Here is a 23246-nt window from a genome sequence, read left to right on the forward strand (position 1 = left end):
TGAATTTTATGGAGTTTGAACGCGGGCTTCCTGAGAAGCCGGCCTAAAACAATTAGGAATAATTCCTGGTTTCGGGCCGGCAGGGGAAAAAGCGTGAATGGCGTCACGCTATGAGAGTGTCATGCACTGGGTCAGTCGGCGAGTTTTTTCACTTTGAGCTGATTGAGTTCGATAATGCTGGCCAGCTCGTTCAACCGGTTGAGCACGCTCCGGTTCAGGGCTATCCCCTGAGCAACCAGGCAGGCACCATTTTTAGCACACAAGTCCTGCATCAGTATCATGCCCGGCTCCAGATGACTCAGTCTGCTGACGGTCAGATAGATCATGTTATTGGCCCTGCGCGCTACCGGCGGAGCTTTGGGCTCTGGCGGCATTTCATCCGGGAAATTCGGCGTTGCCAGGCTGCGCGGTGGCGGGCTTTCAGAAATGGTATCGAAATCGCTGTAAACGTGCTCATAATCGTCTTCATGACACATCTCGGTCTTTTCGACAATCGCCAGCATCACTTTGTTTTTTACGTTATCCAGGGTAATGGGTTTCACCAGAAAAGCATTGATATCCAGGCTCATACAGGCGCGGATGACTTCAATGTTGGAATAAGAGGTCACCGCGATCACTTTGGTTGCAGGGCTGTTTTCCGTCTGATTGGTCCGGATCCGTTTCAGCAACTCTATACCATTCATTTTTGGCATATTGATATCGGTGATCACCACATCCACATAGTGCTGATTGAGTGCGTTCACCGCCTCCTGGCCGTCAGATGCTCCCCAGACCTGGTCGAATCCCAGCCTTTTGAGCATGGTGATCAGGGTAGTGCGGGAAAATGGATGGTCTTCCACAATAAGTGCAGTGCGCCTGTTTAACAGCTCTCCATCACTACTCATTATGCCGCTCCTTTGTTGATTATGGTTTTCTCTGTCAGCAGTTGTTCAATGCTTCCGGCCTGCTGGCGGGCCTGACTGAAATATTGCGCCAGTTCGCTCCATTCAAGCTCCGGCGCCCCCTGCTCAAGGCGGTAGAACGCCTCACCCAGTCCCTCAGCCCCGGCGGACTTCGCAGCCCCCTTAGCTGAGTGCGATACTTTTTGCAGCTCTGAGCGCTCTTTTGCATCCAGCGCCTGTTTAACCGCCGCCATATCATCCTGCAACGCCTGCCAGAACCCTTCCAGTAATGGATACAGCAGTTCCGGGTCATCGGTACCCAGTATTTCCGCCAGACGGTTAAAATCTATTGCGTTTCCCTGGCTATCTTCTGTTTCCGGAGTCTCCGGCTCAGACGGTTCAGGCTCACACTGCGCCTGTGACTCAAAATCCGCTCCCGAACCAGCCAACATGGCCCACTTCCTGAGCATTTTGTTCAACCGCTTCAGCTCTACCGGTTTGGACAGATAATCGTCCATGCCCGCCTGCATACAGGTATCTGCCGTTCCCACCAGCGCATTGGCCGTCAGAGCCAGAATAGGAGTGCGGCCCAGCGAAGAGTCATTCTCTTCTCTCAGCCGAATCTGGCGGGCAAGCTCAAAGCCATCCATTACCGGCATGTGGCAATCGGTCAGCAGCAGGTCAATTCCGCCCTGCTGCCAGCGCAGGAGCGCCTCTTCTCCGTTTTCGGTCATTTCACAGCGGTAGCCAAGCCGCTGCAGCTGACGCTGAATCACATCCCGGTTAGTTGGCTGATCTTCCGCAACCAGAATCAATACATCTTCATGCCTGAGCTCTCCCTCTCCGGGCTGAACAAACTGTCCGGCAAACGTCTCTACCGGAAGACTGGCACGACCAATGGCCGCCAATACTGTTTCAGTCAGCTCACTGACTTTAAACGGATGTACCCCCATACGCAGACACTGAGGCGCAATTACTCCTTTGGCATCCCGGGGCTCTGTTGTCATCAGGATGATGTTCAGTTCCGGATTGGCAGATTTAGTAATGAGCATTTCAGCATCCGGCAGTTCAAACTCAGGCCCGAGAATCACTACATCGAACTGCGGCTGCGCTGCCACCTCATCAAGCACGCTGCCGAAAGTCTCTTTTTCCGTAACCCTGGCCTGTCGCCACTCCAGGTTCTGACTGACTGTGCGGGAAAGCTCCTGATTGCCAATCAGGGTTAATACATGACAGTCCTGAACGCTCTGGGTTTCACTCAGCAGTTTCTCACCATTGACCACCGTAAGCGGCAGGTAAACCGAGAATGTGGTGCCTTTTGACTCCTCGCTCTGCACCATGATCTCACCATTCATCATTTCCACCAGTGAATGGGAAATAGACAGGCCAAGTCCGGTGCCACCATAGAGCCGGGTGGTCGAGTCATCCCCCTGAGAAAAAGCGCGGAACAGGTTGTTCACCTGTTCTTTTGACATGCCAATACCGTTGTCAGTTATCGAAATACAAACCCGGTTGGTCACCCGCTCAAGACCGACCCAAATCGTCACCAGACCCGGGGCATCCGGCTCCCCTTTGGAGAACTTAACCGCATTACCCAGGATATTCAGCAACACCTGGCCAAGACGCACCGGATCTCCTTTGATATGGCGTGGCAAATGGGGTGAGAAGGAAAGATAAATGCCGATATGATTCCGGGTTGCCTGCCACCAGAGCACATCCATGGTGCGCTCAACCGTATCCAGCAGGTCAACAGGCATAGTTTCAATCGACATCTGCCCCGCTTCGATTTTGGAGAAATCGAGAATGTCATTGATGATGTTAAGCAGGTTCAGCGCTGAATCGCGAATGGTACCTGTCATGCTGCGCTGCTCAGAGCTGAGGGGGGTATCGGCCAGCAGGTCAATCATCCCCACAACACCATTCATTGGGGTGCGGATTTCATGACTCATGTTAGCAAGGAACAGGGATTTGGCCTGGCTCGCTGCGTATGCATCTTCTTTTTCCCTGCGCAGCAGAATTTGGGCATTCTTCTCTTCCGTGACATCCAGGTTAACTCCGCCCATGCCGATAGGCACATTGCTGTTTTGATCAAACATTACATCAGCAGAGGCGCGAATCCACCGGAGCTCTCCACTCGGCCTGCGAATACGGAACTCAGCAAAATAACGCGTAAGGCTGCTGCGTGCAGCCTGTAGATCAGCCTCAGCCTGTTCCCGGTCATCTTCAAATATACACTCACGCCACACATCATAAGTATTGCGAACCTCAGTGGGCTCCACCCGGTACATACTGTACATCCGGTCATCCCACTCAAGGGAATCGGTAAGAAAGTTCCATGTCCAGATACCGATACCACCAGCTTCAGTCGCCAGGTTCAGGCGCCGGATGGTCTCTTCCAGATTTCGCTGGCTGTATTTCAGTTCAGATTCAGCGTGTTTACGCTCACTGATATCACGCAGGGTAACCAGATAACAGTTTTTACCATCAAGCATAAGTGGAGCGACCAGTATTTCGACCGGCAGAAGGTTTCCCTCTTTGGTCACCGCCACCGTCTCACGCAGACACTCATTCAGCGTAGAGCCTTCATTATAGTGACAATCACGCAAGTAATTAGTCTGCTCAACGTTAAACTCCTGTGCCAGCAGGCACTCAAACAGGCTGCCAACGATTTCTACTTCTTTCCAGCCAAACATCCGCAACGCTGACTGGTTCATATCAATAATGGTCTCTTCATCACTGACCACTACCATACCGTCAAGTGCAGACTTAAATACGGCCTGCATCTGGCTTTCTGTGCCTTCCAGTTTACTGGTGGTCTGCTCCAGCACCTGCTCCAGTTTCTGGTGAGTCTGGTTAGTTTCCGCCTGGGCAGCCCTCAGTTCGGTGACATCATTGTGAACCAGCATATAGTGCGTCAGCTCATCACCGTTACGAAATACCGGACTGACAACCACTTTGTAGTAGCGGAGCTGATGATAAATGTCATAAAGACTGATAGTGGTTTCAAGCGGCCGATTGAGAGACATTGCGTCCTGAATTTCCGCCAGCTGTACCTGATTGAGTTCACGGTGGTAGAGATGATCCCAGCGGGAACTGAAAAGTTCCTGCTCACTGCAATTGGTAAAGATCTGCATTGCCTGGTTGGCATAAACGACTTTGTACTCACCCTCATCAACATCGAGAATAAGCAATCCGGATGTGGCAGCGTCCATCGCCCTGAGCTGAATATCGAGTTGTCTCTGCTGCAGGCTGTTTTCAAGCTCAAGGATCTGGTGCTGTTCCAGAATCCGCTGCACGCTTACCAGGGTTTCTTCCATCCCATCGATATCGGCAACCACGGTAGTATTGGGGGCCGCGTCCGGGTCTTCAAGCATGCCATTAAACACCCGCCGGACCGAATCAAAACGCCTCTTCATCAGGGCGACGCTGACAGCCACAGACAGGCCACCTGACAGGCAGGCTGCTCCAATCAATACCTCTACAGGCAGGACAATTACAGCAGCCAGCAGGTAGATCCCCAATAGTAAAACCCCATTGAGTACGGCGGCTCCCAATATGACTTTGATATTATGTGCCATACATTCCCTTTGGGATCGCCGGCTCTGCAATCCCTGTAACCCAGCATCTAACGTTATCAGCCAGCCTGTTATCAAAATGTAACACCATGAAAACACAGGCTGTTCATAGCTTAAGTATTGTTGCATATTCACAGAATGCAATGCCGGCCGGAGTGGTTTGCAACAAAATGAGACAAAAGGACGATGCGAATAAGGAGCAGGCACAAAAAACCGGCTGACGGAAAACCGTTCAGCCGGTGATATTTAGCATGATTTACCGGTAAAGATGGCGCAGGGAAATCCCGTCACTGTTGAACAGATGCACTTTAGCCGGGTCCGCTTTAAGACGGACCTGCTCACCTTTGTGCAGGCCAACAATTCCCGGCAACTTGGCTACGATGGCTTCCTCGTGCCCTTCTGCCTCAATATGCAGCAGAGTCACTTCTCCGAGAGATTCAACAAACAATACCTTGCCGGACACCAGTGCGCTGGTCTCATCTGCCAGGATGAAGTCCTCCGGCCGGATCCCCATCTGCAGCGACGTACCGGTATCCAGATTGCAGCGTGGTACCGGCACTTCAATTTCCAGGCCCTGCTCACAGCGGATACGACACTGCTCATTTTGGGTTTCAAGCATAGTCGCCGCCAGCATGTTCATCGCCGGTGAGCCGATAAATCGCGCTACAAATACATTCGCCGGATCGGTATAGAGCTCAAGCGGCGTGCCGACCTGTTCAATACGCCCTTCAGACAGTACGACAATACGGTCTGCCAAGGTCATGGCTTCTACCTGATCATGAGTCACATAGATCATGGTGGTCTCAGACATGGTTTCTTTCAGGTTGGCTATTTCAATCCGGGTCTGAACCCGCAGCGCCGCATCCAGATTCGACAACGGCTCATCGAACAAAAATACCTTAGGATGACGGACAATCGCCCGGCCAATTGCGACCCGCTGACGCTGTCCACCAGAAAGCGCCTTGGGCAGACGGCCAAGATACGGCGTTAACTGAAGCATTTCCGCTGCTTCATTTACCCTCCGGTCGATCTCTTCTTTGGACTCTTTGGCAATCCGCATCGCAAACGCCATGTTGTCGTACACCGTCATGTGCGGATAAAGCGCATAGGTCTGAAACACCATTGCTATACCACGCATCGCTGCCGGGGTGTCGTTCACCCTCGCTCCCTCAATAAACAGATCGCCTGAGGTGATGTCTTCAAGACCGGCAATCATCCGCAGCAGGGTCGACTTGCCACAGCCGGATGGCCCAACAAAGACGATAAATTCCCCCTGGGTGATGTGAAGGTCAATGCCATGCAGGACCTGAGTGTCACCGTAGGCTTTTTTTACGTTAGTTAAGCTTAAACCCGTCATATCATTCCTCACGGTTACACAGTTATTTCACAGAGCCAGACAACAGGCCGCGAACCAGATAGCGCTGCAGAGTAAAGAACACCATCAGCGGCACGGCAATTGAAACAAACGCCGAAGCGGTCAGAATTTCCCAGTTACCACCCCGCGAACCCAGCAGCTCACGCAGCCGCCCGGTCAGTACCAGTTCCTCTTCTCCCACACCGAGGAACACGGTCGCCACCAGCAGGTCATTCCATACCCACAGGAACTGGAAGATGGCGAACGATGCCAGCGCCGGAAAAGAGAGCGGCAGTACGATGCGCATAAATATTTCAAAGTGGGTCGCACCGTCTACCTTGGCCGATTCAATGATTTCCCGCGGCAGACTGGAGATGTAGTTCCTCAGAAGATAGATCGCCAGCGGCAAACCAAAGCCGGTATGCGCCAGCCAGATCCCCAGATAAGTTTTGGCCCCCACACCAAAAAATGACCCTATGTCGTTATACAACCTCAAAAGCGGGATCAGTGACATCTGCAGCGGAACCACCAGCAGGCCAACGATCAGCGCAATCAGTGCGGTTCTGCCCGGCAGCTTCATCCACGACAATGCGTAAGCGGCAAAAGCTGCGATAAGAATAGGAATAACCGTAGAAGGAATGGTGACCGTCAGCGAGTTGATAAACGACTGCCCTATCCCTTCTGCCGTCAGCACTTCCCGGTAGTTATCCAGGCCGAATTTCGGCGGCACCAGCGCGGTATAGAAAATCCGCTTGCCCCGCTTTCCGGTAAAAGGTTTTGGGGAGACCATTTCATAGCGGCCATCCCCGTACACCACCAGAGTCACTCCGCGGCGCATCTCAGCTGTGTCGCCCGGTTTAAATGCAGTCGGATCTTTGGAACTCCAGCCAAAAGCGTGGACTTCCAGCGCTTCGCCATTTTCCCCGAGCATGCCTTTCAGCACATAGTTATCACCGTCCTGAACCTGGGTATCCGGATGACCGGTACGGGCAATAAGATTTTGCTCTGAAGCAGAAAGCGAGGTCCACCAACCGGAGACTGCCAGCTGGTCTTTGTCACGAAATGAGGAGATAAGCAGACCTGCGGTCGGAATCGTCCACAGCACCACCAGAATAAACACCGACAGATGCACCACGATCGTCAGCGGTGAACGGCGCAGGGCACTCATACTAAAACGCGCACTCATACTACCTGCCCTCCATCTGCTGCTTCGCCTGACGTATGTTCCACACCATTACCGGTATCACCGCAACCATAATGATCACTGCAATGGCCGCGCCACGGCCAAAGTCACCTCCACCGCGGAACATCCAGTCAAACATCATATTTGCCAGTACCTGTGTACTCCACTGACCATTGGTCATCGCCAGCACGATATCGAAGACTTTCAGAACCAGAATGGTAATCGTGGTCCATACCACGGCAATGGTGCCCCAGATCTGGGGGATCAGGATTTTGAAAAAGATTTGAACGCCACTGGCGCCATCAAGCACCGCCGCCTCCACGGTTTCCTCCGGAATACCACGCAGCGCTGCAGAGAGGATAACCATGGCAAAACCGGTCTGAATCCAGATAAGGATCACCATTAAGAAAAAGTTGTTCCAGAAAGGGATGGTTATCCAGGCCTGTGGGGTACCGCCAAAATATTCCACCAGCGCATTAAGCAGGCCAATTTGCTCCGAGCCCTCTGCCCGGTAGTCATAAATAAACTTCCAGATGATCGACGCACCAATAAAGGAGATCGCCATCGGCATAAAAATAAGGCTTTTGGCTATGTTGCCCCAACTGACCCTGTCGGTCAGCGCGGCGATCACCAGGCCAAAAAAGGTCGATGCCGCCGGTACCACCAGCAGCCAGAGCAGGTTGTTAAATAGCGACTCCCGGAACTCAGGGTCATTGAACAGCCAAAGGTAGTTATCCAGCCCGACATACTCTTCCCCTGCCCTGTCATGCAACGACAAAATAAAGGAATCGAATACGGGATAAACCAGATAAAGGCCGAGAAAGGCAAGCGCCGGGCCAAGAAACAGCCAGGGCCGGATGGCCGCTGCACGCTGGATATTACGCGCCATGACCGCATTGGAAACGCCCCGGACCGGAAACAGGATAACCAGCAGCCAGTTCGTTCCGAGGAAGTACAGGGCGCAGCCAAGTACGCCAAGAACCATGATAAAGATCGAGTAATAGAGTTGATCCATAACTACCTCGCTCATGCAGGCTCAGCCCGCGATACACAGGCTGAGCACATCCTCCTGCCACCAGAGGCAGCAGGAGGCAGGACGGTTACTTCAGGGCATCCCAGGTTTTCTGGATGTCATCCGCAACCTGTTTGGCAGGTTTGCCACCACTGTAATCCACCATACCTGTCCAGAACGCACCGGCACCGATTTTACCCGGCATCAGGTCTGAACCATCAAAGCGGAAGGTGGTGGCATCAAGCAGGATCTTACCCTGTTTCTTAAGGGTTTCATTGCCATACGCCTCAACATTGGCGCCTTTAAACGGAGTCAGGAAGCCAGACTGTGCCATCCAGATCTCATGGGCGACCGGCGAGCGCAGGAACTGCATAAACGCCTGTGCCCCTTTCGAATCTTTGGTGATGCTCCACATAGTACCTGCGCCAAGAACCGGTTTACCCAGGTCTTTGGACTCATAGGCCGGGAAGTAGAAGAAGTCGGCATCCAGGCCCAGCTCAGTACCTTCAGGGAAGAAGCTAGGAATAAACGAAGCCTGACGGTGCAGGTAACATTTAGCCGGAGAGCTGAACAGACCTTTCGGGCTGTCACGGAAATCCGTCGCCGCTACCGCGCGCGAGCCACCGTCCACGTACTTGTCATTCAGGAACCAGCCAAACTCTTCAATGGCACCCACCACCTTAGGATCGTTGAACTTCAGCTCATTGGTCGTCCACTTATCGTAATCAGACGGGCTTTGGGTACGCAGCATAAAGTCTTCCACCCAGTCTGTCGCTGGCCAGCCGGTCGCACCACCACTGCCAAGACCAATACACCATGGGGTATCGCCATCTTTGGCGATCTGTTCGGTGAGCGCTTTCAGCTCTTCCATAGTCTGAGGGACTTCGTATCCGGCATCCTCGAAGTTTTCCGGTACATACCAAACGAGGGATTTCAGGTCGACTTTGTAGAAAAATCCGTACAGATGATCTTTACCCATCTTGTCAGGGAAAGTACCCAGATCTACCCATGAAGAGCCAGCCGCGTAGTTCTGTTTAATCCAGCTGTCCCAGTCACCGCTGAGCGGAGTCAGGAAACCTTTTGAGGCCAGATCGGCAGCCAGGCCAGGCTGAGGGAAAATAGCGATGTTCGGGGCACTGCCTGCCTGAACATCAATCGCGATCTGCTGCTCGAATGAATCCGAACCCGCGTACTTCACATCCGCGCCGGTCGCGGCTTCAAAGTATGCGATTACGCTTTCTACCAACTCTTTGTCCGGACCAAGCCAGGGACCGCTGATGGTGATCACATCACCCTTCAGATCCATTTTCTTCAGTGCTTCATAGCTTTGCCAGTTGAAACGGGGATCTTTACCCGGCTCATATTTCAGATCCGCAGCAAGGACGCTGCCGGAAGCAACGGCGAGGGAAACAGCAGTGGCCAGAATGGAAGTCTTCATGGTTAAACTCCGTTTTAGTAGGGTACTTTATGGTTATGCTTTAACCAGACTTAATCGGTTAAGTCCTGATAAGTACATTAGTAACGATTGGTTATTTCGCCCAAAAAACAAACACAGAATGTGCCTGCGATCATATTTCTGTACAAATTTCACTCACTGTAGTGATGGCGCTCAAATTGTTATCATCTGTTTACCGAACGGGTTTCTGCTTTTATCTTAATCGTTCTAGAATTCATCAGGGATACTCATTAAGACGGGTATTAATTCTGATACGGCTTTCAGAAGAATTTCAGACGGGTGTGTGATGGACCAGAAAAAACCAACCTTAAAATCTATCGCCAAATCGCTCGGGGTCTCTACCGCGACGGTCTCCAACGCCTTTAACCGCCCGGACCAGCTTTCCCTGTCGCTGCGGGAACGGATCCTCAACGAATGCAAAGCCATCGGCTATACCGGTCCCAGTGTCACCGCCCGGGCCCTGCGTACAGGAAAAACCGGAATTATCGGTGTACTGCTGGCGGACTTCCTCGCCTATAACTTTACCGACCCGGTTGCCACCGAATTTATGCGCGGTGTCTCTGAAGCCCTGGATGAAGTGCACGTTAATATGCTGCTGCTTCCGTCCGATGCTGAGAACTATCAAAACACCCAGGTCGATTCGATTCCCGACAGTTTCATTATTTACGGCAAGCCGATGGACAGCGGCATTGTTGAGCGTCTGAGAGCCCAGGGTAAACCTGTGGTTGCGGTGGACTTTCACGCTGAAGGGATGGCCTCAATCAATGTGGACAATCATCAGGCCTGCTATGAAATCGCCAAACACGCGCTGGCCGGAGGGGCCAATAAAGCACTGATCCTCGGGCTGAGGCTTGAGTCTTCCACTTCCCTCTCTCTTGCCAGGCTCGATCAGCTCTATGACCGTGATGAGTCCATCTCCCGCTGTCGCTACGATGGCTTTATGCAGGCGCTGGATGAAACGGGAATAAAAATGAGCCGCAAAGACGTATGGCAGATCCACGACCTTGAGCCTTCATCCATGAACACCTTCCTGCGCGGCGCACTTACCGCCCCTGACCGCCCGGATGTACTGCTGTGCATGAGTGACCGGCTGGCACTGGCAGCCAGCTCGGTAGCCGCCCAGCTCGGAATAGCCGTTCCGCAGCAGCTGAAAATTGTCGGCTTTGATGATATTCCGGACGCCAAAGCCGCCGGGATCACCACCGTCCGCCAGCCTATTGCAGAAAAAGGCCGCCTCGCTGCCAAAATGGCGCTCGGCCTGGTTCCTTATGAGTCCGTTATTCTCAATACCGAGTTAAAAGTTCGTTCCAGTTGCTGATCCATGCCTGGTGCTCACAGGTATAAAATCAGCGCAAATCAGGAGTTCCAGCAATGAGTAAGGAAAATGCGTTTAACCTGACCCCGAAATGGTGGCACGATGCCGTGGTCTACCAGATTTATCCCCGCAGTTTTAATGACTCCAATGGCGATGGCATTGGTGACATTCCCGGTATCACCGCCCGCCTGGACCACATTCAGGCCCTCGGAGCCAGCGTGATCTGGCTGAGCCCGGTATATCAGTCCCCGATGGATGACAACGGTTACGACATCTCAGATTACTATCAGATTGCCCCGGAATTCGGCACCATGGAAGACATGGACACCCTGATCGCCGAAGCGGATAAACGCGGGATCAAAATCGTGATGGATCTCGTGGTCAACCACACATCGGATGAACACCCGTGGTTTACCGAGTCAAAGAGCAGCCGTGATAATCCCAAACGGGACTGGTATATCTGGAAAGACCCCAAAGCCGATGGCAGCGAACCTAATAACTGGGAATCCTTCTTTACCCCTAAAGCCTGGAAACTGGACCCGGCCACCGGCCAGTACTATCTGCACCTGTTCAGTAACAAGCAGCCGGATCTTAACTGGGCCAACCCTGAAGTGCGCCACGCTGTGTATGACATGATGCACTTCTGGCTTAAAAAGGGTCTCGGAGGCTTCCGTATGGACGTGATCAACATGATTGGCAAGCCGGAAGACTACCCGAACGCGACCATATTTGATCAGGGGGTTGCAGGCTGGGAGCACTGGGCCAACAACAGCCTGTGTCATCAGTACCTGCGCGAAATGCACCATGAAGTGCTGCGTCACTATGATGTGCTGACGGTTGGCGAAACACCTTTCACTACCACTCAGGACGGGCAACTGTACTCCAACCCCGCACGCAACGAGTTGTCGATGATCTTCCAGTTTGACCACGTCAGCATCGACCGGGAAGAACACAATGCGGTGCGCAAACCATTTGATCTGGTGGAGTACAAAGCCATTATGACCCGCTGGCAGGAAGCCCTGCACAACAAAGGCTGGAACAGTGTCTACTGGAGCAACCACGACCAGCCCCGCCCGGTTTCCCGCTACGGTGACGACAGCGAGCAATATCGGGTGATCAGCGCCAAAATGCTCGGAACAGTGCTCCATCTGATGAGTGGTACACCCTATATCTACCAGGGCGAAGAACTGGGCATGACCAACCGCCACTTCAGCTCGATTGAAGAGTTCAACGATCTGATGGCCCATTTCCACTATAAGAAGCTGACTGAGCGCGGCGTCTCATCGCAGGATGCGCTCGATTTCCTCAACGCTTTCTCACGCGACCACGCCCGGGTACCGGTTCAATGGGACAGCAGTGCCAATGCAGGCTTTACCTCTGGCACACCATGGCTTCCGGTCAATGAGAACTATGTGACTATCAACGCAGAACAGGCGCTGGCCGACCCTGAATCGGTCTTCCACCACTATCGCCGGTTAGTTGAATTGCGTAAAAGTGAAGAGTATGGCGCGACTATCGTCTATGGTGAACATACCCTGCTCGATCCGCAGGACGATAAAGTTTACGCATATCAACGCTCAGGGAACGGCAAAAACCTTCTGGTGGTCACCAACTTCAGTGGCGAAACTCAGCAGCGTGACTATAACGGGAATATCAGAAAAGTAATGCTGGATAACTATCCGGCACAGAACCACTCACTGGCCAGACTGGAACTCCAGCCCTGGCAGGCGCTGGTGATTGAACTGGCCTGATGCCCTGTCTTGTGGGAAGGTGGCCGGTTCACTCAGGCCACCTTGCACAGAGTTGCAATAGTCGTTTAATTATCACAACATAGCGTTATTCATTGCTTATCTGCGGCGGAAAATATGGACGATCCCATTACCCGGTTACATCAGGATTTCGAACAACTAAAAACCGACTGTCTTACGACTCCATACCCGGAAGTTAATGACCGAATCAACCGCATCCAGGCGATTAAGCAGAGCCTGATCACAAACAAGCACGCGCTGATTGACGCACTCAGTGAAGATTATGGATACCGGAGTGAGTTTGATACCCTTCTGGCCGATATTCTCGCCACCGTTAATCACGCCAACTACACCCTGAAGCACATCCGTGGCTGGACCAAACCGCAGCGCCGCAGCGCCGGCCTGATGCTGTTTCCATCCCGGGTTGAAGTCTTCCCTCAGCCTCTGGGGGTCGTCGGCATCATCACGCCGTGGAACTTCCCGGTAAACCTGAGCCTGAATCCAACCATAACCGCGCTTGCGGCCGGCAACCGCGTTATGCTCAAAATGAGCGAATTTACACCTGCCACTAACAAGGTTGTTCGCGAGGTCCTTAAGCCGGTTTCTGATCAGGTGGTGTTGGTCGAAGGTGAAGTGGAAGTCGCAAAAGCATTTTCCTCACTGACATTTGATCACCTGTTTTTTACCGGGTCGACCAGTGTCGGCAAACAGGTAGCTTTGGCAGCCGCGCAAAATCTGGTGCCGGTGACCCTGGAGCTGGGCGGTAAATCTCCGGTGATCATTGACGACAGGATCGACATGCGCCGGGCCATTGATGCCATACTGCTGGGCAAGTCCGTCAACAGCGGTCAGATCTGTGTCGCCCCCGATTATATTCTGCTGCCGCCAGGCCGGATTCAGGAGTTTATCGACAGTTATCAGAAACGCTTTGACCATTACTATGCGCGTAATAAACAAAACAACCGTCTGAGCTGTATCATCAATCAGCAGCAGTATCAGCGGCTTCAGGATCATCTGGAGGACGCGAGACAAAAAGGCGGCAGACTGCACCACATCAACGCTGCCCAGCCTTTTGGCGGGCACTTCCTTCCCCCGACACTCATCAGCAACGTCAATGACGACATGACTGTAATGCAACATGAAGTGTTCGGCAGCCTGCTGCCACTGGTGGGCTATCAAACACTTGATCAGGCCATTGACTTTATCCGGGCGCGCCATCACCCACTGGCGCTGTATATCATGAGTGACAACAAGACTCTGGTTAAGACAGTGGTCAAACAGACCCACAGCGGCGGAGTGGCCGTCAACGATACCCTGTTACAGGTTGCGGCCGAGGGCGCTCCGTTTGGAGGGATTGGGCATTCAGGTATCGGGTGTTATCACGGCAAAGAAGGTTTTGACACTTTCTCTCACGCCAAAACCGTTCTGCATACGGGCTCATGGCTGCCGAGAAGCCGCTTTCTGCTGAGATACCGGGATCTGTCCGCCCGGCTGCTGGACAAGCTGTTCATCCGCTGACTTCTCATCGCCGCATTTCTGAGCGGCATTTTTCCATACGACAAACAGCAAAAAGCCCGGTACAAAATACCGGGCTTTTTTAATCTGGAGCGACACACGAGGTTCGAACTCGTGACCTCAACCTTGGCAAGGTTGCGCTCTACCAACTGAGCTAGTGTCGCTTTTCATTTTCAACAAAGAAAATGGAGGCGCGTCCCGGAGTCGAACCGAGGTCCACGGATTTGCAATCCGCTGCATAGCCACTCTGCCAACACGCCTTTATTTGTTTCCCTCATCGCGGGAACGAGGCGTACTTTACCCTATCCCCGAAATGAGTCAACACTAAAAATCGAAAAAGCTCTCCAAGTGCATACTATTAAAGCAATTTGCTGATTATTAGCTCAAAACACTAATCCGCTGTGCGGTATTTCGCCAGCGTGGTACCCAGCTCCTGTGACGCACACACCAGCTCCTGGATACCGGTAACCGATGCCTGAGTGGTACTCAGCAGCTGAGCTGACTGACCGCGGATCTCTGACAGGTCGGCAGAAATCGACTGAACGGTAACATTTTGCTGCTCTGCCGCAGCAGCGATCTGCACGCTCATGTCCATCACCTGCTTGGAAGACTCAGCGATAGAACCCATATCCTCGCCGATTTTCTCGATCATGTCCTGGCCTGACTGGGTTTGCGACAGGGTATCACTGGTCATGTCAGCGATGGTGCGGGTGTCATTTTGCAGCTGATCAATCGTAGAACGAATTTCCACCGTGGCCTGCTGGGTCCGGCCCGCCAGGGTGCGAACCTCATCAGCCACCACAGCAAAACCCCTTCCCTGCTCACCGGCACGCGCCGCTTCGATCGCTGCGTTCAGCGCCAGCAGGTTGGTCTGTTCAGAAATCGCAGTAATGGTGCTGAGCACGTCATCGATTTCCACAGCCTTCTCATTCAGGCTGGCAATTGACTCAGATGCCATCTGAGACTGCTCAGAAAGACTCTGCATAGCTTTAATTGCCTGCATCACTCGCTGGTGGCTCTGCGCGACTTTTTCTGCGTCTTTGTCTGCGTGTTCTGCAGCCTGAGCACCATGACCGGCTATCTCACTGGCAGCAGCAGACATTTGCTCTACCGCCGTCGCGACTGAATCTACAGAAGCATGCTGAGCGTTCACATTCGACTCAGACTCACGGGCATTCTGCTCAAAACTGTCGGCCGTGCTGGTCAGGGTCGCTGAGCTGTTTTTCACCGTATCCACCAGGTGACTGATGGTATCCATACTGCGGTCGAGCTCGAAACCGATCATACCAAACTCATCACGACCAACGTGGAAGCCAAGACGGGAAGTCAGGTCGCCATCTGCAATACGGCGGGTTGCCTGATGCATCACCCACAGTGCGCCGAGCAGGTAAGTGGCTACCCAATAGAAAACCAGTCCAATCAGCGCCAGCGGTAAAAGAGAGAAAATCAGAGTTCTGGTGGCCTGAGAACGGACTTCATCAAAAGAAGTGGATTGAGTGAGCTGTGCGTACTGACCCTTGTAAGGAACAGAAACCTGCACACGACCACCTGTGACAACGTCACCTGAATTAACCTGACTTAATATCACCTGCTTGCCTGAAAGCAACTGACCCGCCTGATCCGGTGAAAGTGTTTGAGCAATACCGGTCAGCATCGTCAGCTCTGCCCTGGCAGCGGAAATAGCCGCCTGCTCGGCCTGAGCCAGACTCTGGTGATAGCGATACCCTGCGGCTCCGCCTAAAGACAGGGCGATGATAATGAACATGGCCCAGAACTTGTCTGTGATATTGGTTTTCACAAACAGCCTGTCTATGGTGCGGAAGTCTACTTCTCTCATGGTTGTTCCTTGTAATCTGCAAACACAATGCGACAACAGTCACACTAATTTGCAATTGTAATAAACATTCCATCAAATATAAGTGAGCAGAATCTCATTAGATTTTTGCCAGCTAAAAAAAAGCAGCGTTCCGCGACGCCGCTCTTAACTTAAACGTATCTGTTAAACATTAATCGTATGGCGTATTGCGGATCCGGCTCATATAGAGCACATCCACGTAACGGCCGCCGCGAAAAGCAAAGTCTTTTGCCTCGCCTTCCACTTCAAAGCCAAACTTCTTATACAGAGCAATCGCCGACTGATTATCTTTGTAAACCGTCAGCTCGATCCGGCGCACGTTAAACCAGTTATCCGCAAGTTCCAGCGCGGCACCAAGCAGTGCACTGCCCACACCTTTACCCTGACAGGAGTCCAGCACACCCATGCCCAGAGTCGCCACGTGTTTACGGCGCGGGCGGGTCATTTGTTCCATACCGAGATTGCCCACCACTTTACCATTGAGTTCAGCGACCAGAGCGGTAACGTGCTCCGGCACGTTTTCGAGTCGCTGCTGCCAACGTTTGGCTGGCGGGTATGGGGTTTGCAGGGTTTGGCCACAGGCATTCTCACCTGCGTAGATGGCGCTGACGGCCGCAGCATCGTGCGGCTCAGCGTGACGGACATGAATATCGGACATGGTACCTCCTGTACAGCGAAAACCAACCTGAACAAGCTGTTATTCAGATTGGCACAATACAGCTAAGTTACCGAAATTCTGATGCTTTTTCTACCAGCGCTTCAGGAGGCGGTTCATGACGTTTGGTGTGTAGGTCCAGGTGTGGTCAAACATCGACATCAGCTGGGGGTTACCGTATTTTGACAGGCAGATAGCATGAAAGCGGTTAGCCGTGGATTTCAGCTGTTCTACTTTTTCCAGAATATGCTCCGGCTGTTTGGGCGCGATGAAGTCAGAAATGACCACCAGATCGCCGTTGCGGTAACGGTCACCCTGCATCAGTTCAATCGCCTGCTCTATCACCGGCTCGATTTCGGTCCCGCCGTGAAAACGGTAGGAAAGAAAATCGCTGGCTTCACGCAAACCGTCCTGACGGGTCAGCTCATAGGTGATCTGCTCGGTGGAGAAGATGATAACAAAGCAATCACGCTCTTCAGCCAATGCGATTTGCATCAGGGCATACGCCATGCCCTTAGCGCACTGCTCCGGAAAACCCGCCATAGAGCCTGAGGCATCCACACAGACAATAAACGGCCCTTTCTCTTTATCGACCTGTTTGTTCTCCGGAGCCTGGGCTTTGACTTTGCGCAGAGTCCGGCGCTTACCCTGGGTTTTGTAGTTCATCAGCCGCTTATCGACCAGATGCTTGTAAAACACCACTTCAAGTTCCGGGTACGCCAGAAACATGGTTTCGTTGGGCAGCAGCTTACTCAGATCGTCACTCTCATGGATGCCGACGATATCATCGGTCGCCTCATCGCTCTTCTCTTCAACCATCTTCAGTTCTTCTGCAGGACTGCGGTTGAGACTCGGGTCGTCCACCTCACTCGCCATACGGCCAAGCTGGCGGGCGATCTCCTGAAGCTGAGTGTTCTTTTTCAAAAACTCAGCGTGACGCTTAATCACTGACATATCCGACTTCGAGAGTTTGGCGGAAGCCATATCCCACAGCCGCCCCACACCAGCCTCATCACCGCTTTCAGTTACCGTGTCCATGTTCTTCATGGTTTCGATGCGCTGATACAGGTCTGCGAACAGACGTTCTTTATCTGCCTCCAGCTCAGTTACCTGCGCCTGGCGAATCGCATCACTCAGGTTCTGGTACCACTGGTCACAGAAGTAATGAGCAAACATCGGATTATCGATGCCTTTGTTTTTCTCCAGCAGACGGCGGGCAGGCATATAGAAAGAGGAGTGCCATTCAAGCTGTTTGACCACGTCATGGATGCGCTCAAAGAACTGCTCTTCATCCCAGTAAATCACTTCCTGATACAGGCCAAGCTCGTGCTGAAAACGCTCGGTTTCGCACACTTTGGTCATCCTGTGCTTCACCTTACCGCGCCATTTGAGCAGATGATTTTTGATCGAGGTTTTCATCCCCCGGTTGCTTTCCGCCATCATCATCACCTGCGAGCGGCCAAGCAGGTCGTTCACCGCCGCGTCCACCAGACCGGAGTCGGCGATCATCAGGGCAAGGTTTAGTCCGTCAGCTCCAAGCATCCCGCCTCCTACTCAAAGAACTGGTTAAGGTTCTCAATCCGGCGTGCCGCTTTTTCACTCTCTGCGGTCACTTTTTCCAGCTGTTTTGACAGCAGTTGAATAGTCGATTCCATCTGGGTTGGGATCTCCGGTTCAACAAAGCTGTGTGGCAGTGCGCCGTGAAAATCGGATTTCACCTTACGCAGATGATGTTCTGCCTGAGTCAGCTCAGCCTGAGCCACTTTCGCCCGCTCACACCACTCCTGATAGAGCTCCTCATCAAGGCCTTTGCCCGTTACCAGCGCTACCAGCACCGAACGGTTGGCAATGTCTTTGATCACCAGGCGCTCATGAGCGTCGATATCAAAATGCATCCGGCACATGCTGGTATTCTGGTTTACATAGCCATAAGCGTCACCGCCGCCCTCTTTGACGGCTTTCTCCAGCTCAGCGGCGCTGACATACACCCAGCGGCTGTCGCCTTTTTCCGACTCAGACACCGACATATTAGCCTGCAGCAGAACCAGTTTGTACAAATCGCGGGTAGCGCCGACCTGATATTTTTTGCCCTGGCTCAGGTCACAACTGTAGGATTCTTTCCTCAACAGTTTACCCGGAGCTTCCATGGTCAGTGGCATGGCAAACTCAGACTCGATACTGGCCTGGATATTGGCCAGCTCTTCCTGACAGGTCTCCAGCTGACGATTAATATGGGACTGATCAAAGGCGTGGTGCAATGCAAAGTCCTGCATGACTTCATTGACGATAAGACGTGATTCCGGACTGTGCCACAGACAGTCGCGCAGCAGCAGCAGATCCAGCGGGTTAATCGCGTCCCGGCCACAGAAATAGGCACTGGCTTTTAGCAGCTTGACCGCTTTTTTCCAGCGACGGTCAGAGATATACAACTCAGAGTGATTAAACTCCTCGCCCCGTTCTTCGGTTCGTTTCTCTATCAGGGTTTTCAGGGTATAAAGCTTTTCGAAACAGTCATCCGTAAGCTGCAGCTGGTCAAGCTCCTGCTGCCACTGACGGTATTCGCTGTCAGTAATTGCCAGCCCTTCGGGGATCTGTGCTTCCTGCTCTGTGCCCACTGTCAGCATGGAGCGGAAGTTTTGTTTGTTCTGAATGCGGTTGACAAACACCCGAACCAGCATCCGGTCATACAGGGCTTCCAGGCCGCTGTCTTCATCGGGCAGTTCGTTAGAGGCGGTGATCAGAAGGCGCATCGGCACTTTTTCAACTTCGTTGCCGTTTTTAAAGGTTTTTTCGTTCACCACCGTCAGAAGGGTATTTAAGATCGCAGGACCTGCTTTCCAGATCTCATCGAGGAATACCACCTGAGCAGTCGGCAGGTAGCCCTGAGTCAGACGAACGTACTTTCCGTTGTCTTTCAGCTCCTGGATACTGAGTGGGCCAAACACTTCTTCGGGGGTGGAAAAACGGGTCATCAGGTATTCGAAATAACTGCTGTCATCAAAAGCCTGGATAAGACGCTTGGCGATAAGGCTCTTGGCGATACCTGGCGGGCCAAGCAGAAAGACGCTCTCGCCTGAAAGAGCCGCCAACAGGCAGAGTTTAATGGTGTGCTCACGCTCATACACCCCGTCGGACAGGGCGGTCACCAGCTTATTAATTCGCTCAGAGAGCAAGGCCTTTTGTGCGTGGGAGCGCGGAGTGGTGTTTGGCATTCAGGGTCCCTCAAATCCCGGGCCAGCCCTGGTCCGGGTAATCATATTTTATTATTAGCATGCTTCCCCACCGATTGAGGTCAGGGGGAAGTCGTTATATCAGATCGCAAAATTACAATAAGTTCAGCAAACTATGTTTACCAGAATAGCAACCCCGTCACAATTTCACCTGGTGGAACGCTCATAGGGTGACTTTGCTCAAATTGCGCCTGATGCCTTATAAAACGGAGATGTTGCTTTACAATCCCCCGGGTTCACAGGCAGTATCGCTAAAAACAATACTCAAACGGGCTTCCATGAACCGCACTATCCACCAATGGAAAAACATTTCACTCTGTGAAGAGGACGTCGAACTGCCTGGCGGAAAGAACGTCCTGCACACTAATATCGTCCACCCTGGCGCCGCTGTCATTCTGCCGGTCTTTGACAATGGCGAGATCCTGCTGATTAATCAGTTTCGTCCTTCATTAAAAAAGTGGCTGCTTGAGTTGCCCGCAGGAACCCGTGAGCCCGGGGAAGACCCGCTGGAATGTGCCCGCCGTGAGCTGGAAGAAGAAACCGGATACAGCGCAACAGAATTTATCTCTCTGGGACAGGTAACACCGCTGGCAGGCTTTTGCGATGAAATCCAGTACCTGTATGTCGCCAAAGGGCTCTGCAAAACCGGGCGTCTGGAGTGTGATGAAGACGAAGTGATCCTGAACCGGACCATCACCATGGATGAACTGGAGCAAATGATTGCCGGTGGCAGTCTGACCGATGCCAAGACCATCGCCTGCCTGTATAAGGCTAAACTCTGCGGACACCTCTCCTGAGCAGTAAAATCGCTTGAGCTTCCCCCTGCGGGAAGCTTTATGCTCATAGCCATTCCCATTAACGGAAATGAACATCATGACCCGCTTTTTCGTAATGCTTTGTGCGTTATATTCCCTGAATGCGTTTGCCGCTGACCCCGAAGCCGGCAAACTCAAATCCCCAAGTTGTCAGTTCTGCCACACTCAGCAGGGTGTAAGCCAGGATGGCTATCCCAGCCTGAACGGGCAAAATGAAACTTATCTGTTCAATTCAATGAAGGCCTACCAGCAGGGCCTGAGAGAGGGAGCGATGGCCGAGCTGATGAAAGCTCAGCTACAGCACCTGAATGATGAGGATTTAAGGGATATTGCGGCTTTCTATACAAACCAGTAAACCGCATTCCAATAAGTAAGGCTCAAGCGATTAACGTTTCTTACCCCGCCCGGCGTGGATCTTAAGCTTGGCTTTCATTTTACGCTTTTCTGAGGAACGGGAGCGGCGACGCGGAGCGCGCTCTTCCTCTCTTGCCGGAGCCGGGGACATACCCGGCTCGTAACCGGCCAGCCACTCCTGAGGAAGACGGGTGTCCAGCAGCCGCTCAATCGCTTCAAGCAGGTAATGCTCATCTTCACTCATCAGCGAAATCGCATGGCCCGGATGACCCGCGCGGCCGGTACGTCCGATACGGTGAACATAGTCTTCCGCCTTAAACGGCATATCGAAGTTAACCACCTGCTCCAGCTGCTGAATATCCAGCCCGCGTGCGGCCACATCGGTCGCGATAAGTGCGCGCACCTTGCCGGATTTAAAATCATCCAGTGCTTTCTGACGTGCGCCCTGGCTTTTATCTCCGTTAATCGCCGCCGCTTTGATGCCATCTTTTTTCAGCTCTTTTGCCAGTGACTCACTGCCTTCGCGGGTTTTGGTGAACACCAGTACCTGCTGCCAGTTACGTGAGCCGATAAGAAACGCCAGCAGCTCCGCTTTACGGTGTTTATCGACCGGATAAACCATCTGCTTCACCAGCTCCGCGGTGGAGTTATCCGGCGTTACCTGCACTTCCACCGGATCTTTTAACATTCGGTAGGCAATGCTTTTCACTTTACCGGCAAAAGTCGCCGAGAAGAAAAGAGTCTGACGCTCATCGCTCATACGTTTGAGGATACGGCTGATGGAAGGCATAAAGCCCATATCCAGCATGCGGTCCGCTTCATCGAGTACCAGCACTTCGGTTTTTGCCAGAGTCAGGGTACCAGTGTACATGTGGTCAATCAGACGCCCCGGGGTGGCGATCAGAATATCTGCGCCCCCTTTCAGATTGCGGGTCTGAACGTTAATGCTGGTTCCGCCGTAAGCCGTAACGATCTTCAGCTGATCGTTGGCATAACTGGTCAGGGCATCAAACACCTGTTGCGCCAGTTCACGGGTCGGTACCAGTACCAGCGCACGAATATCACGGCTCTCTTCATCACGCGAAACCGGCTGGCTGATGAACTTCTGGATCATTGGCAGACCAAACGCCGCTGTTTTGCCGGTACCTGTCTGCGCCCCTGCCAGCACATCTTTCCCCTTCAGTACCGGTTCAATGGCCAGTTTCTGGACCGGAGTTGGCTCAACCAGCCCCAGAGTGGTCAGGTGGCTACAGATCTGAGGGTGAATACCCAGGCTTTCAAAAGACATGCTGAAGTTCCGCGTGCATAAAAATGAGCGCGCGATTGTATCAGCATCAAAGGCTTTGCACCATGCCCGCCGCTTTTATCCTGCCCTGCTCCAGCACGTCCGGATACAAACGGGTAAAGCAGTCACTCAGTCTGGCGTATTCCTGCTTCAGAAAATGGCTGGTATTCGCCAGGGGCGCCATGCGTGGACTGCGGGTAGCCATTCGGCTCAGCGCATACGCGATGTTATCAAACTCAGCGTATGACTGAAGCCAGCCTCCGCGCCACATTGCATCCGTAACGGCAATAAAGCGGGCTGGCAGCACCACGTCAGCCGGTTTCGTCTCTCTGCGGCAATGGTGGCAAAACTGCTCCAGCGAAAGGGAATGGTACTGAGACCAGTCACGGGCCAGACAGTGATCCCAGAACATATCCAGCGCTATGGCAGCAAAACGCCGGTGATCGGAAGGAAAGCACAGCTTTGCCTTCCGTGCCAGCGGATGACTGTCGGTATAGCTGTCAATAAAGCGGTGGAGCCGGATACCATTGGCAATATCCGGCGGAAACTGAACACCGGGGTCACCCTTTACAAAATCGCCGAGCAGGTTGCCTGACAGGTCGCTGTCGCAGGCATCGGCAATATGCAGATGGGCCAGAAAGTTCATTGTGACCTCCGGTTAAAAAAGAGGAGCGTTACTCCTCTTCCTGTTGGGGCTTTTCTTCATAATCGGCGAGACTCAGGCCGATTTCCATAGCATCGAGCAATTCCAGTCCCTGCTCATTTACGCACTGTTCACTCATTAATTTTCTCCCTGAGCAAATTGGTCAGCTTTCGTTATACGACATTTAGCGTACGGGTAACACTATGTTTTACATGAATTACACTGCATATATGACACAGATCACACTATCGTCACCCACACGACTGTAAACCAATATTTACACCAAAAGTACAGATTGGCATACATTTGGGGTTGTTTCTTCCTTCATTTTCTGACAAATTAGCCTGCATCACTGGTAAACATGCCACGT

17 protein-coding genes and 2 tRNA genes are annotated in these 23246 nt (G+C 52.6%); 5 read left to right on the top strand and 14 right to left on the bottom strand.

The features are described 5' to 3' along the window. Window positions 1–131 precede the first annotated feature (131 nt). The 6 genes from ACVB80_RS01805 to ACVB80_RS01830 all read right to left on the bottom strand — a co-directional run bounded on the left by ACVB80_RS01805 (window position 132) and on the right by ACVB80_RS01830 (window position 9443). Window positions 132–884 carry a response regulator gene (locus tag ACVB80_RS01805; protein ID WP_481079544.1) on the bottom strand — a complete coding sequence of 251 codons (753 nt, stop codon included), beginning with the start codon at window positions 882–884 and terminating at the stop codon, window positions 132–134. Then, window positions 884–4459: a PAS domain-containing hybrid sensor histidine kinase/response regulator gene (locus ACVB80_RS01810; protein ID WP_481079545.1), complete on the bottom strand. Its 3576-nt coding sequence runs from the start codon at window positions 4457–4459 to the stop codon at window positions 884–886. Before ACVB80_RS01810 ends, ACVB80_RS01805 begins: the two co-directional genes overlap by 1 nt. A 253-nt stretch (window positions 4460–4712) precedes the next feature. Further along, on the bottom strand, window positions 4713–5813 hold the full coding sequence (locus ACVB80_RS01815; protein WP_481079546.1) for an ABC transporter ATP-binding protein: 1101 nt from the start codon (window positions 5811–5813) through the stop codon (window positions 4713–4715). 22 nt (window positions 5814–5835) lie between these two features. Then, the gene (locus ACVB80_RS01820; protein ID WP_481079547.1) at window positions 5836–6996 is read right to left on the bottom strand and encodes a carbohydrate ABC transporter permease; all 1161 of its coding nucleotides are present in this window, start codon (window positions 6994–6996) and stop codon (window positions 5836–5838) included. 1 nt (window position 6997) lies between these two features. Beyond that, window positions 6998–8023: a carbohydrate ABC transporter permease gene (locus tag ACVB80_RS01825; RefSeq protein WP_481079548.1), complete on the bottom strand. Its 1026-nt coding sequence runs from the start codon at window positions 8021–8023 to the stop codon at window positions 6998–7000. Window positions 8024–8093: 70 nt separating this feature from the next. Then, window positions 8094–9443 carry an ABC transporter substrate-binding protein gene (locus tag ACVB80_RS01830; RefSeq protein WP_481079549.1) on the bottom strand — a complete coding sequence of 450 codons (1350 nt, stop codon included), beginning with the start codon at window positions 9441–9443 and terminating at the stop codon, window positions 8094–8096. 304 nt (window positions 9444–9747) lie between these two features. Here ACVB80_RS01830 and ACVB80_RS01835 point away from each other — a divergent pair, with 304 nt between their 5' ends. From ACVB80_RS01835 to ACVB80_RS01845, 3 genes are all read left to right on the top strand, one after another. Continuing rightward, window positions 9748–10779, top strand: a complete 1032-nt coding sequence (locus tag ACVB80_RS01835; RefSeq protein ID WP_481079550.1) for a LacI family DNA-binding transcriptional regulator — start codon at window positions 9748–9750, stop codon at window positions 10777–10779. A gap of 53 nt (window positions 10780–10832) precedes the next feature. Next, a complete protein-coding gene (locus tag ACVB80_RS01840; RefSeq protein WP_481079551.1) occupies window positions 10833–12527 on the top strand; it encodes a glycoside hydrolase family 13 protein in 1695 nt (564 codons plus the stop codon). A gap of 114 nt (window positions 12528–12641) precedes the next feature. Continuing rightward, window positions 12642–14042, top strand: coding sequence for a coniferyl aldehyde dehydrogenase (locus ACVB80_RS01845; protein ID WP_481079552.1), 1401 nt, complete (start codon window positions 12642–12644; stop codon window positions 14040–14042). An 85-nt stretch (window positions 14043–14127) separates the two neighbouring features. Here ACVB80_RS01845 and ACVB80_RS01850 read toward each other — a convergent pair. The 6 genes from ACVB80_RS01850 to ACVB80_RS01875 all read right to left on the bottom strand — a co-directional run bounded on the left by ACVB80_RS01850 (window position 14128) and on the right by ACVB80_RS01875 (window position 19761). After that, a tRNA-Gly gene (locus ACVB80_RS01850) sits at window positions 14128–14203 on the bottom strand. Between the two features lie 22 nt (window positions 14204–14225). After that, window positions 14226–14299, bottom strand: a tRNA-Cys gene (locus ACVB80_RS01855). Between the two features lie 131 nt (window positions 14300–14430). After that, window positions 14431–15876, bottom strand: a complete 1446-nt coding sequence (locus tag ACVB80_RS01860; RefSeq protein WP_481079553.1) for a methyl-accepting chemotaxis protein — start codon at window positions 15874–15876, stop codon at window positions 14431–14433. Between the two features lie 169 nt (window positions 15877–16045). Continuing rightward, the gene (locus tag ACVB80_RS01865; protein ID WP_481079554.1) at window positions 16046–16552 is read right to left on the bottom strand and encodes a GNAT family N-acetyltransferase; all 507 of its coding nucleotides are present in this window, start codon (window positions 16550–16552) and stop codon (window positions 16046–16048) included. A gap of 90 nt (window positions 16553–16642) precedes the next feature. Continuing rightward, on the bottom strand, window positions 16643–18091 hold the full coding sequence (gene viaA, locus ACVB80_RS01870) for an ATPase RavA stimulator ViaA (RefSeq protein ID WP_481079555.1): 1449 nt from the start codon (window positions 18089–18091) through the stop codon (window positions 16643–16645). An 8-nt stretch (window positions 18092–18099) separates the two neighbouring features. Then, window positions 18100–19761, bottom strand: coding sequence for an ATPase RavA domain-containing protein (locus ACVB80_RS01875; protein WP_481079556.1), 1662 nt, complete (start codon window positions 19759–19761; stop codon window positions 18100–18102). A gap of 296 nt (window positions 19762–20057) precedes the next feature. Here ACVB80_RS01875 and ACVB80_RS01880 point away from each other — a divergent pair, with 296 nt between their 5' ends. Further along, entirely contained in the window at window positions 20058–20576 is a 519-nt protein-coding gene (locus tag ACVB80_RS01880) for an NUDIX hydrolase (RefSeq protein WP_481079557.1), read from the top strand. A 76-nt stretch (window positions 20577–20652) separates the two neighbouring features. Beyond that, window positions 20653–20949: a c-type cytochrome gene (locus ACVB80_RS01885; RefSeq protein ID WP_481079558.1), complete on the top strand. Its 297-nt coding sequence runs from the start codon at window positions 20653–20655 to the stop codon at window positions 20947–20949. 30 nt (window positions 20950–20979) lie between these two features. Here the strand turns inward: ACVB80_RS01885 and ACVB80_RS01890 are convergent, their stop codons facing one another. Then, window positions 20980–22236 carry a DEAD/DEAH box helicase gene (locus ACVB80_RS01890; protein ID WP_481079559.1) on the bottom strand — a complete coding sequence of 419 codons (1257 nt, stop codon included), beginning with the start codon at window positions 22234–22236 and terminating at the stop codon, window positions 20980–20982. A gap of 46 nt (window positions 22237–22282) precedes the next feature. After that, window positions 22283–22879, bottom strand: coding sequence for an acyl carrier protein phosphodiesterase (locus tag ACVB80_RS01895; protein WP_481079560.1), 597 nt, complete (start codon window positions 22877–22879; stop codon window positions 22283–22285). Window positions 22880–23246 lie beyond the last annotated feature (367 nt).

The sequence above is a fragment of the Vibrio sp. 9-16B-A1 genome, assembly GCF_056726165.1.